Raw genomic sequence first — 13,424 nt, 5'->3', positions numbered from 1 at the left:
TTCACTCTTTCATACATTAAGTGTAATCAGAAAAAAGAAAGATAGAACCACTTTCTATCTCCCTGTCCATACTTACATTAGTCGCTATCTATTGGGGTATACTACAACCATCAAAGACCTATCAAATTCAGTAGGGTGGACTAGTTATGAAAAATAGTTGGGTTATTTTCAAGACAGACATTCAAAATATAAGCAGGAATTGGGTTGCTGCAATTCTTATAGGGGGTTTAGTTTTTCTACCTTCTTTATATGCATGGCTTAATATATACGCTTCTTGGGATCCTTATGCTAAAACTGACCAAATTCCTGTTGCCATTGTGAATGAAGATGCAGGAGCAATGGTTCGCGGAGAACAACTAAATGTTGGAAATCAACTGGTCGACACATTAAAAGATAATCGAGACATGGACTGGTCTTTTGCTTCACGCAAGTTCGCTATGGAACAAGTTGAATATGGTGATTTTTTTGCCGTAATTATTATCCCTAATAATTTTTCCGAAAAGTTAGCTTCCGTTGTTTCAGATAATCCCCAGAAAGCGGATATCGAGTACTATGTAAATGAAAAAATTAACTCCATTGCACCCAAAATAACGGAAAAAGGTGCAACGGTTATTGTTCAAAAAGTTAGTAGTCAATTCATCTCAAGTGTGAATGGAGTCATTTTTGAACTCTTTAATGATTTAGGAATTGCAATAGAAAGTGATCTACCAGATATTCAAAACTTCGAAAACTATGTATTTAAAATGGAAAAAGAATTGCCTACGATCCATAAATTGCTTACTGGTGTTCATAATGATGCTTCTTCCGCACAGAAAATTATCTCACAAGCTAATTCAATGGTGCCACGAGCCGAACAAATAACGACTGAAGGTTTGAGTTCGATTGAAAAAACAATAGATTTCTTGACGAAAGCACAAAATCGTTTAAATGAACTGGCACCTGTAGTTGAAAATGATTTGGAAAAAGTATCGGAGATTGCACAAAGTACAAATGAATTTATTCAAAACGTTCAAAACGTTCAATTGGATTTTACAGAGTTGGACAGAGTAAAAGAGGATTTAGACAACAAGATAACCTCTAATATACAAATAGTTGACTCTATTGGGAAGGACCTTAATTGGTTAAAGGAAGTAGCCAATAGCTCTAATGATTCTAATTTGGAAGAAAACAGCGTAGAACAACAAACAAAACTAGCTCATGCAATTGATAGAACGAACGAACTGAAAGCTTTTTTACAAGAAGCGCAAACAAATGCACGAACAATTGATACCCTTATAAAAGATAATGAACAACAAATGCAAAAAACGTTGAATGATTTACAAAAAATAGCTCAGAATACATCCGTCCAACTGGATGCCTTTATATACGAATACAAGAATACGATTGAACCAACTATTCTTTCCGAAGTAGCTAAAGCAAAAAAGACTTTAGGAAATGCCAAAGAAATGCTAGCCAGTATACAGTCCACTCTACCAGAAGTCACCCGTACCCTAAATAGTACAGACGCCCATATAAAAGAGGGAAAAACAACATTGGATCAAGCATTGGCACAATATCCTTATATAAGTGAAAAAGTAAACCAGTTAGCAGATAGGATACGAAAAGTTCAAGGTGAAACGAATATTAGTGAAATAATCCAGTTACTCCGCAATGATCCACAAGCGGAACGTAGCTTCTTTGAAGAACCAATCGTCTTGAAAGAAAACAAACTTTTCCCTATCGCAAACTACGGAACAGGTATGACTCCTTTTTATACAGTCCTTGCTATCTGGGTCGGTTGTTTGCTTCTTATCTCCCTGCTTGCTACAGATACCAATCATGAAAGTAGTATAAGCGAACGCGCAGTGTATTTCGGTAGATTGTTTACATTTTCAGCTATTGGTCTTCTACAATCATTAATTGTAACAATAGGTGACATTGTTCTTTTAGGTGTTGATGTTAAAGATTCCTTCTGGTTTATATTATTTGGGTTTCTTATTAGTTTCGTTTTCATGTCAATTGTTTATACGCTAGTTTCTGTATTTGGTGATATAGGTAAAGCGTTTGCAATTATTATGCTTGTCTTGCAAATTGCTGGGGCAGGTGGTACCTATCCAGTCGTTCTATTACCAGAGTTTTTTCAGGCGATTAACCCTGCACTCCCTTTTACTTATGCAGTAGATATTATGCGAGAAGCTGTAGGTGGTATAGTGTGGCAGAGAGCAATACGAGATGCTTCCTTCCTTTTGCTATTCAGTCTAGCATTTTTAATATTCGGCACCTTCCTTAAAGAAAAGATTAACCGAAAAACAAAACTAATGTTGAAAAAGTCACGAGAATCCGGATTATTTCACTGAACTATAGTTATATAGAAAATGTGGGGAATGTAAATTAGATATACAAGAGCAATTAGAAATAGGCACCAGGTTCTAATACAATTTAGAGTCGTTCAGAATCTGGAACCAATACTAAAAAACCTCAACTGATTGCCTCTTTAACCATTCTACTAAAGCTAAAGGTGTTACAATTAGCAAAATCAGTATTGAGGAGAACATTACTTCTCCCACAAAAAAAGATAAAAAAGACCCTTTAAACATACCAATGGGGGAATCGCATTTCGACCGTTATCTAGGAAATTCGACGAGTGCATTGATTTGGAGAAGCATGTTGTCTTTCGGCACGACTTTGTAAATCGCCATAAAAAGGAGAATTTTTAGATAGGAGAAAAATTTCTTCTTGATAAGCAGAAACTAGTTGATTTGCGTGGAAGGCGGCGACTTCAGCCGGAATAGCATGAGGTGAAGATCCCAGCAACGAGGAGGCTGAGGCCATGCCGACGAAACGCGTCCGCCTGGAACATATATCAACGGCTCCCCAATTTTAAATAGCGAGTAAGCGAACGATAAATCGTTCACTTACTCGCTATGAAATACCTTTGAGGACTCTTTCAGTGCCCTTTTCAAGGTCAAATAGTTTTTATATCACTGTTCACATATTCTTTAAGGATAAGTAATTCCAAAACGTCTTGCGCCGAATATCTATAAACCGCATGCTTAGGAATTGATTCGTTAAATTGGTTAACTAATTCATTAAGCGTTTCAAAATAAAAATCATTCAATGTTACTTCTAATTTCGTAATAGTGTTCACCTACTTCTTTTTTAGAAGTATGAACTTATCAAGTGAAAACTATTCAGTTTATGGGATGCCAGTGGAAACTGGGACAATTGAAGACTATTAACTACTAATTAATAGTCTTCAATTGTCATATGAGGAGTTTCTTAAACGCTAAAATAAAGTGAGCAATTCAACCTCCGAATGGCTCGATATATACTTCAGTCGATCTTCCAAGATATTTAGGAATTGTGAAATGCATGCCAAACCTATCTATGTGTTACCCACCAACTATATACTAGGTGTATTACTCCCTATTTTTCTTCATTATCAATTTCTTCCGTTACACCCTGATTATAATTGAATTCGGAAGGATTAACTTTAGAAAATCCCGCAGGTGTATAGAATCTCAATAAGTCACCATTTACAACTTTATCGGATAATTGTAATTTTTTATCCACTTCTTTTTTATACTCAATCGCTTTCTCTAATTGCTTATCATCATCTAGTGGTAAACCTGTTGTTGCATCATAGAAATTCTCATCAATCGAATAGATGGTAGGAGTTACATAATCACCATTTCTAAATGTTACTACATTATTATGCTCTTTTGATAATAAGTCAGTACCAAAATGAACGTAATTTTGTGAATCAATACCAAGTAAGTGTAATAAGGTAGGGAGAAGGTCTATTTGCCCTCCGTAAGTATGATTAATTCCACCTTGCATTCCAGGAACGTGAATAATTAATGGTACACGTTGTAAATTGGTACTTTCGTATGGAGTAATTTCTTTTCCTATGATTTGTTCCATTGCTTTATTATGATTTTCTGAAATACCGTAATGGTCACCATAAAAAACAAGCATACTATTATCATATAAGCCAGACTTTTGTAATTCACCAATGAACTGTTCAATTGCTTCATCTGCATAACGAGCAGTTTGGAAATAATCATCTACACTTGCATCACCAGTATCAGCTTTATCAATTGTTGTTAAGTTTTGATCCATTTTATACGGATAATGATTCCCAACTGTTATAAATTTAGAATAGAAAGGCTGAGGTAGAGCTTTTATATAATCTAATGATTGTTCAAAGAATGGCTTATCTAGCAAGCCATATTCAGCCATATCTTCTCCAACAGTAGTGTCATAATAATTGGCATCAAAGAAATGGTCATAGCCGAATGATTTATAAATTTCGTTACGATTCCAAAAGGTTCCGTTATTACCATGGAATACGGCAGATGAATAACCACTCTCTTTTAAGATTGCGGGAGCTGCTTGATAGGTATTCTGACCTTTTGTAATAAATGCAGATCCTTGCGGTAAACCAAATAAAGAATTTTCAAGCATAAATTCAGCATCCGAAGTTTTACCTTGTGCTGTTTGATGGAAGAAGTTATCAAAGTATAATGTATTCGGATCTTTAATTAAAGAATTTAAGAATGGTGTAACTTCTTCACCGTTTATTTTATAATTCATTAGAAAGTTTTGGAATGACTCTAAATGGATATAGATGACGTTCATTTCTTTTGCTGCCCCAAAATATTCTGGGTTAGATTCACCATAGTTAGATTTTGTATAGTTAATAATTTCTGTCATATCATCGCTATCAGCTAAAACCCTTTGTGAAGACGCCTTTATAGTTTCAGTAGCGTCATAAATAGTATAGTTATACATTCCTAAATACTTCACAATATAGCTCCTATCAAAGCCACGAGTTAATAGCTGTGGTCGATCAATGTTAGCTAGTCCTAAATTTAGTGTAGATATTGCTAACACAAAAGCAATTCCTGTAATAGCTTTTTTATATCCAATTCTACTATTATCTTTTTGTGTTTTTTTAGATAAACATAGGTAAATTAACAAGAGTACATCAACAAAGAACAATATATCGTAGGGTTTTAATAAAGAAATTACACTGCCACCTAAGTCTCCAAAGTTCTGCGTTTGAGTAAACGTAGGTAATGTAATAAAGTCACTAAAGAATCTATAATAAACTGTATTTGCATATAAAAGAAAAGACATTAAAGTGTAGAATATTACAAGTAAAGTATATTTTCCTCCTCCTTTGAAAAAGAAAGAAAACCCAAGAAATAACATGGCGGAGCCGAGTGGATTTAATAATAGAAGGAAATGTTCAAGGAATCCTTCTACTCCTAAGTTAAACTGAGTTACTTGTGTGATATATGTTTTAATCCATAGCATGAAAACGGCTAAAAAATATAGACTAGAAAACTTGTTTAAAAAAGTTGCCTTTTTATTACTTAAAATTTCCATTTTATCACCTTCCGATTAGAATAGCTTTCAAGCTTTAAATTATTGGAGTAATTTGGTAACAATATTTTAATATAATTTTATAAAGCTAATATAACCTACATCTTTTTCTGACTTATGTCAAGTAAAAGATTACCTTCTCTCTTTACTACTCCTAATCTTTGTAACTATAGACTCTATTGGTGACAGTTCATTCTTATCGGTAATAGAATTTTTTAACTACAAAATTATTTCAATTGTGCTCTAAACTCAGCAATAAAGTTTCAAACAGTTATGATATCACTTTCTTCTATGTATTTTAAAAAACGAACCTCGCAGTTCTACTACAGTATCAATAGACTCAATAGTAATTAAGGGTTAAAAGAAAAAGCTTTTAAAGTCGAACTTCCATCAATTATTCCTAGCATGTTGGAAATAGTATCTATCCTATGACTAATTATTATATTTTTTTGGCCAACTTCCTCTCTAATTTCGAACGTATTTGTATTAATTAATAAAACTTGCTCCTACAAATATTAATTAAATAAACAGTACTACAATCAACACGAAGTTCGACCCATTATTTTCATTTTCACTAAATAACTATTAACGCATTTGCATTTAAATCCCTAGTTACTTTCAATTTGCAGAACTACACAAAGACGCATCCCTCAATGGAATGCGTCTTTGTGTAGATTATCAGGTTTTACAACCATTGTTAACAATTCTTGATTATTAATGGGACTTAAGGAGATTCTCATACAATTTTATATATTGCTGCGATGATGAAAACCAGCTAAAGTCCAGATCCATAGCGCGACCTACCAGATGGTCCCACTTAGTAGGTTGGGAACGATATAGTGCTACTGCACGCTCAATTGTATGAAGCAATTCGTGTGCATTATAATTAGCAAAGCTGAATCCATTTCCTTCTTCTGTTATTTCATTGTATGGCATAACTGTATCCTTCAGCCCCCCCGTTTCACGGACGATTGGCAAGGTTCCATAGCGAAGTGCGAGCAATTGCCCAATACCACACGGCTCAAACTGAGATGGCATTAAAAAAAGATCCGAACCGGCATAAATCTGTCGTGCCAATGCTTCGTCAAAATAAAGGTTAGCTGACACTTTATCCGGATAAATTCCTTCTAAATAACCGAACGTTTCTTCATACTGCTGATCTCCTGTTCCTAGTAAAACAAATTGAACATCTAGACCAATAATTTCATGGAAGACATGTAAAATCAAATCTATACCTTTTTGATCAACTAGTCTAGTAACCATTGAAATTATGGGAATATCAGCGTGGATAGGTAGCCCAAGTTTTTCCTGAAGGCGCATTTTATTTATAGACTTCCCCTTATAATCGGCGTATGGGAGGAATAGATTTTCATCTACTTTAGGATCGTAGGAATTATTATCTATTCCATTCACGATTCCTTGCAGATTAACACCTCTTTTTCGTAAAAATCCATCCAGTTTTTCCCCATAATAAGGAGACTGTATTTCAGATGCATAGGTTGAACTAACAGTTGTTAGACAATCTGCGAAGGCGAGTCCTCCTTTGAGGTAGCTTACATTACCATAAAACTCTAAGGCGTCCAAATGATAATATTGCTCGTCTAGATCCAACAAATCAGTTAGAACTGATTTAGGATATACACCTTGGTAGCGTAAATTATGAATGGTAAACACAGTTTTAATTCCCTCATAATATATATTGGTTTCATAATTGGCTCTCAATTGAACAGGAATCAGCCCTGTTTGCCAATCATGACAATGTATAATATTCGGTCGCTCCTCTAGAAATGGTAAGGCCTCTAGCACTGCTCGCGAAAAGAAAGCGAAACGTTCACCATCGTCCTCAAAGCCATAACTACCATGCCTTTTAAAATAATATTCGTTATCTAGAAAATATACCGTTACTCCTTGATAATGAATTTTCTCTATACCACAAAATTGACGTCTCCATCCCACTGGTACTTCAATGCTTTTAATCCACTCCATCTGTTCTTTAAAATTCAATTGGAGATCGTCATATTTAGGTAATACTATGCTGACGTTTACTCCCTGTTCTTTTAAAGATTGAGGCAAGGCGCCAATAACATCACCTAGTCCCCCGGTCTTTATAAATGGGGCGCACTCCGAGGCTGCAAATAAAACATTCATGCTAGTGTACCTCCAGTTTAAAATACTACTTCTTTTCTGATTACGATTGGCTTATTCATTGCTGTGATTATTTGATTTTTAGTGATGACAACTTGTTTATCCGTAATCACATTTTCTATATGAGCTCCCTCTTCAATATCACCTTTTTGCATAATGATACTGTTTTTAACTACTGCTCCCTTTTTAACTTTAACCCCTCGGAAAATAATACTATTCTCAACAGTTCCTTCAATAATACATCCATTTGCGATTAATGAGTTAGAAACCTTGGAAGAATTTGCAAATTCGGCAGGTGCTTCATGTTTGATTTTCGTGAAAACTTCCCACGAATCATAAAAAAAGCTTCGAAGAATTTCTGGATTTAGAAATTCCATATTACTAGCATGGTATGTTTCTAGGGAATGAATAAATGGCATATAACCTGTAAATCGATATCCTTGTACTTTAAGGTTGTTTAAATTAGCTTTAACAATATCCTTTAAAAAATCATATTCATCATATTCTATACAATTCTTTATTAAATCTATTAATAGTTGTTTCTTAATCACATATGTTTCCAAACATATATGATCTCCTTTCTTAGGTGACGTAAAAAAATTTATATCACGAACTACACCGTTTTTATCAAGTGAACATTGATGATAAATTGGTCTTTTCACTGACTCCCCATCGTAATCCTTATACAGAACTGTAATATCAGCATCATTACTTTCATGTCGTTTGATCACATCATTAAAGTCAATTTTACAAATATGATGGCCAGGAGCAATAATTACTGTATCTGCAATTGCCCGCTGGAAAAATTCTAAATGATCATAGAACTGCTGCAAATCTCCTTTAATTTTTTCGTCAGGATGGATTGAAGGTAGAATGAACAGACCTTGTGAACGGTGATCGAGATCCCATTCCTTTCCGGAACCTAGATGATCCATCAATGATCGATATTTATCTTTTGCGAAAATAGCAACTTTACTTACAGAGACGTTCATAAAGTTTGACATAGTGAAATCAATCATCCGGTAACGTCCGCCAAATGGTAAGGAGGCTAAGCAACGATGATGAGTCAATTCTTTTAACATAGGTCTTTCATTTACAAGATTAATAACACCTAATACATTCCTCATTGAACCTACCTCCTATTATAAAGCCTTCAGCAAAGCACTTTCCGAGGAAACCTGTTGATTTTCACCAATTAATATGAGTCCTTTTTTAGAGTCAGAGATTACAGCACCATCTTCAATAACTGTACCGCTACCGATAATAACTTTTTCAACAATAACATTATTACCGATTTTCACATTTGGCATGATTACAGAATTTTGTACAATAGAGCCACTGCCAACTTGGACATTATAGGAAAGAACTGAATGATCTACCTTTCCAAACACTAAACAACCTTCATTGACTAAAGATTGTGTTACATCAGCATCTTCAGATATATATTGTGGGGGGTGGTTGGCATTTCCTGCGTATATTTGCCAGTTTGGATCTCCTAACTTGAAATTTGAAGGTTCCTCCAATAAATCCATATGTGCTTCCCACAGGCTTTCAATCGTTCCGACATCTTTCCAGTAGCCTTTAAAGCGATACGCTTGTAGTTTTGCTTCATCCTTCAGCATTTTAGGAATTATGTCTTTTCCAAAGTCATTAGAAGAACTAGTATCCTGTTCGTCTTCTGTTAAATATTTTTTAAGATGTTTCCAATTAAATATATACACACCCATCGAAGCTAAATTACTTTTTGGATATTTTGGTTTTTCATCAAATTCAATAATTTGATCCGTTTCGTTTGTATTCATAATACCAAAGCGATTTGCTTCTCCCCAAGGTACCTCTAAGACAGCTATCGTCGCATGTGCATCCTTTTCAATATGATCTTCGAGCATATTATTGTAATCCATCTTATAAATATGATCTCCTGAGATTACAAGTACATATTCTGGATTATTATGATCGATAAAGTGGAAGTTTTGGTAGACGGCATTTGCTGTACCTTTATACCATTCACCACCATCTTTTCCCTGATAAGGTGGTAGCATCGAAACCCCACCGTTATTCCGATCAAAATCCCATGGACGGCCGTTACCAATATATGAATTTAAAATGTGCGGCCGATATTGAGTTAGTATGCCGACAGTATCAATACCTGAATGTGTACAGTTGCTTAAGGTAAAATCGATAATCCGGTATTTCCCTCCAAATGGCACTGCTGGTTTAGCTAAGTCACTCGTCAATTCCCCGAGTCTCGAACCTTGACCACCTGCTAAAAGCATTGCAATCCATTTTTTAGATGCCATTTGTACTGACTCCCCTTTTTCTTTTTTTCGTTTCTTTCATGAATATAGCTATCCCTAATGGTGGTACAGTTATTTCTAAGCTATAAGGTTGGTTATTGCGAGAAATTTGACTGGCATTCATTGGGGTTGAATTCAACTGTCCCGACCCTCCATATGAAGTAGCATCACTATTAAATGCTTCGAAATATGTACCCTTAGTCGGAACTCCTATTTGATATTTATGGTAAACAACGGCTGAAAAATTACAAACAACAATGCAATAATCCCCCTTCCGTTTTCCTTTTCTCATAAAGGTAATCACGCTTTGATCGGCATTATCCGCTTCGATCCAATGAAAGCCGACTGGCTCATGATCTAATCGCCATAGTGAAGATGTTTCTTGATATAATTTATTTAAATCTTTATAGTACCGAAAAAAAATGGAATGAGCGTCAAAATCTAATAGCATCCAATCCAATTCTTGTTGGTATTTCCATTCGTCAAATTGTGCAAATTCACTACCCATAAATAAAAGTTTCTTCCCTGGATGCGCAAATAAATAGCCAAATAAGAGGCGAAGGTTTGCAAATTTTTGCCAGTAGTCACCGGGCATTTTATTTAGTAATGACCTTTTGCCGTGAACTATTTCATCATGTGAAAATGGAAGGACAAAGTTTTCTGAAAATGCATATAAAAACGAAAATGTTAATAAATGATGATGCTCTGGTCGTTGATTAATATCAAGCATCATATATTTGAGCACGTCATTTGACCAGCCCATATTCCATTTATAATTAAATCCAAGTCCACCTGCACTAGTTGGACTTGTTACCAACGGCCATTCGGTTGCTTCTTCCGCCATCATCAGCGCACCTGGGAATCTTTGAAAAATAGTCTCATTTAACTTTTTTAGAAATTCGATTGCTTCAAGATTCTCTCCACTTCCATATTGATTTTTCAATTCTACAGGGAGAGGATTATCATGATTTAGGTAAATCATGGATGAAACTGCATCTATACGAAAACCGTCTACATGATAGACATCCATCCAAAATATTGCGTTTGAAATGAGGAAGCTGACGACTTCTGGCTTACTATAGTCAAAGCTATATGTTCCCCAAATTGGTCTCTCTGCTCTCAATGGATCTGCCGATTCGAAAAGTGCCGTTCCATCGAACTTTCCGAGTCCATGTATATCCTTACAAAAATGTGCAGGTACCCAGTCAAGTATTACACCAATGTCCTTTTGATGGCATCGATCTATAAAATACATTAGTTGCTCAGGCGTACCATATCTGCTAGTCGCTGAATAGTAGCCAGTTATTTGATAACCCCATGAACCATCGTATGGATGCTCCATAACAGGCATCAACTCAATATGTGTAAAGCCATTATCAATTACATAATTGATCAATTCATCTGCAAGTTCTTGATAATTATAAAACTCCCCACCTTCTTTTTGTTTCCATGAAGCCAAGTGAACTTCGTAAATCATCATCGGTTTGTGATAAATATCCTTTTTTACTCGCTTTGCCATCCATTTTTGATCTTGCCATTTAAAAGTATTCAAATTGTAGACAATTGAAGCTGTTTCTGGTCGGAGCTCCGAATAAAAAGCATACGGATCTGCTTTTAACTCCTTCCGTCCGTCTGGTCCTGTAACCTCATACTTATAGATGTCACCATGAGCAAGTTCAGGAATAAATAAAACCCAGATTCCAGATTGATCCAAGCATTCTAGTTTATGCTGGGTACCATTCCAATTATTAAAATTACCTACAACGGAAACCTGTCTTGCATTTGGTGCCCATACTGCAAAACGAACACCTTGTATACCTTTCTCATCAAGTATATGAGCTCCGAGCATCTTATAACTTTCATACAGTGTTCCTTCATGAAAAAGGTATACATCAAAATCACTTGGGTATAGCTGGTTATTCAACTTCATGACTTCTACCATTTAAACACCCCTTTCAATCTATGATTTTCTCAATATAAATACCAATTCTACTCTAAATTATTCGCCATATATCTTTAAATACCTTTCAATATTTAACTATTCTTAATATTTGATAAATATAGACATAATAAAAAAACCTCCATACAATGGAGGTTTTTTGGAAAATACATTTTGTTCATGCAAAGTTAATAACAATAAAATACTAAGGTCCGTTAATCGTAGAAAAGTTATCAGCTGTCCTCCTTATTAAAAGGTAATCTTATACCTGTATTTTGAGCTCAGTCATTTCCTGTCAATTGTGTAGAATGTGTATTAACCATACGGTTTAAAAATAAATATGAAAGCGCTACGGACCATGCTAGTGGAGTGTTGCCATTCGGGACATTTTTACCGCCAATATATAATTCAGGGACTTCCCAATTTTCTGGTACGATTCTTTCCGTTTTATCCACATATTCATAAGCCTTGTCATGCAACCCCAGTTCAAAATAACACAGTCCAAGCCAAGGTAGTCCAAAGCACCATTCTGCTTCGCTGCCTTCGTTATAATACTGATCGTTACGATAACGAATACAGCCATTTGTCCGCTCAAGTTGTTCGGAAACCATCTCGACTATCTTAAGTGCAGTTTTCCTTTCAATTACACGATACGGATAGATAAGTGAAAGAAGTGATAAATCTGTTTCTTTTGTTTCACTTTCACGAGGTAATAGAAAACGCAGCGTCTCTTCACCTTTTTGAATTAGTTCATCCTTAACATTCACAAGCATTTTCACCGCACTCAAGCCTGCCACACATGCACCTACACTTGAAGCATGTAGTTCCATATTTTCTTCCCACATTCCATTATCCTTTGCTTGCCAGTACCCTAGACACTCTAGATAGTCGACTAGTTTCTGAACAATAGAAAGATCATTCTCATCACGGATAACTTTATGTCCGTGGCTTAATCCCACTCCTACTCCCCATAGGAACGCTCCAATCGCATCATTCTGCGCATGACCCCATTCTTGGCTCAATTCCTCTAAATCTGTGGAATATCGCGAGTGGATATACTCAAAAAGATAAACCGGTTTTTTTTCTCGGTGAATATCTATTTTCCATTCGTATGTTTTAAATAGTTCAAATAAAGCATGATATGCTTTTTCATACCGATCAGAATTGCTTTGTAAAAAAGGCAATACCGTGTATACGACATCACGTATCCAGACAAAATGGTAGTCTTTTGAAACGCTGGCGGTATAAGCTCCATTCGATAGACGCATCCGATCTAAAACTTCAATTGCATTGTTGATTTTCATATACGAGACCTCCCTTAAATAATACCCATACAATGATGGTTAACCATTTGCAATTATTCTAGACAAACAATCGTTTGAAAACGCTTCCATTATGAAATAGAGAAATTTAAGTACTTATATTCTATGTAGGAAATTGTTATTTGGAAAAGCAATCAGACCCAATACCCAAAAATTCATTGACAAACACTTATGAATGACCACAATTCTAATTCTATTAAGGCTGTTAATAAGTAATTTTACTAATACCCGAAAGACAAAACTTCAAATCAACTTTGGACATATGTATTGATTTTTGCCTTTTAATTAGTATTTTTATAGAAGAAACACAAAATTACTCTTCACTTACAAACAAGTAAAAAACACCTTCAC

The 13,424-nt window shown here is 35.2% G+C and carries 8 protein-coding genes; 1 reads left to right on the top strand and 7 read right to left on the bottom strand.

Annotated features, from left to right (window positions below; genetic code table 11):
* Positions 1-146: 146 nt before the first annotated feature.
* Positions 147-2,336, top strand: coding sequence for a YhgE/Pip domain-containing protein (locus MKY29_RS07470; RefSeq protein ID WP_340879423.1), 2,190 nt, complete (start codon positions 147-149; stop codon positions 2,334-2,336).
* Between the two features lie 608 nt (positions 2,337-2,944).
* Here MKY29_RS07470 and MKY29_RS07465 read toward each other — a convergent pair.
* From MKY29_RS07465 to MKY29_RS07435, 7 genes are all read right to left on the bottom strand, one after another.
* Complete coding sequence (locus MKY29_RS07465) at positions 2,945-3,127, bottom strand: hypothetical protein (RefSeq protein ID WP_269915666.1); 183 nt, start codon at positions 3,125-3,127, stop codon at positions 2,945-2,947.
* Positions 3,128-3,405: 278 nt separating this feature from the next.
* Positions 3,406-5,373, bottom strand: a complete 1,968-nt coding sequence (locus MKY29_RS07460; RefSeq protein WP_269915665.1) for an LTA synthase family protein — start codon at positions 5,371-5,373, stop codon at positions 3,406-3,408.
* A 711-nt stretch (positions 5,374-6,084) separates the two neighbouring features.
* A complete protein-coding gene (gene glgA, locus MKY29_RS07455; RefSeq protein ID WP_340879422.1) occupies positions 6,085-7,518 on the bottom strand; it encodes a glycogen synthase GlgA in 1,434 nt (477 codons plus the stop codon).
* A gap of 17 nt (positions 7,519-7,535) precedes the next feature.
* Positions 7,536-8,642 (bottom strand): glucose-1-phosphate adenylyltransferase subunit GlgD, encoded by a 1,107-nt coding sequence (glgD, locus tag MKY29_RS07450; protein ID WP_340879421.1) that lies wholly within the window; start codon positions 8,640-8,642, stop codon positions 7,536-7,538.
* Positions 8,643-8,657: 15 nt separating this feature from the next.
* A complete protein-coding gene (locus MKY29_RS07445) occupies positions 8,658-9,815 on the bottom strand; it encodes a glucose-1-phosphate adenylyltransferase (protein ID WP_340879420.1) in 1,158 nt (385 codons plus the stop codon).
* Positions 9,805-11,754: a 1,4-alpha-glucan branching protein GlgB gene (glgB, locus tag MKY29_RS07440; protein ID WP_340879419.1), complete on the bottom strand. Its 1,950-nt coding sequence runs from the start codon at positions 11,752-11,754 to the stop codon at positions 9,805-9,807. Before glgB ends, MKY29_RS07445 begins: the two co-directional genes overlap by 11 nt.
* 278 nt (positions 11,755-12,032) lie before the next feature.
* Positions 12,033-13,055, bottom strand: coding sequence for a glycoside hydrolase family 15 protein (locus tag MKY29_RS07435; RefSeq protein WP_093494528.1), 1,023 nt, complete (start codon positions 13,053-13,055; stop codon positions 12,033-12,035).
* Positions 13,056-13,424: the final 369 nt, after the last annotated feature.

This window comes from Psychrobacillus sp. FSL K6-2365 (assembly GCF_038003165.1).
In the GTDB taxonomy this organism is placed as follows: Bacteria; Bacillota; Bacilli; order Bacillales_A; family Planococcaceae; genus Psychrobacillus; species Psychrobacillus psychrodurans.
This window is presented reverse-complemented; position numbering and strand designations above follow the sequence as displayed.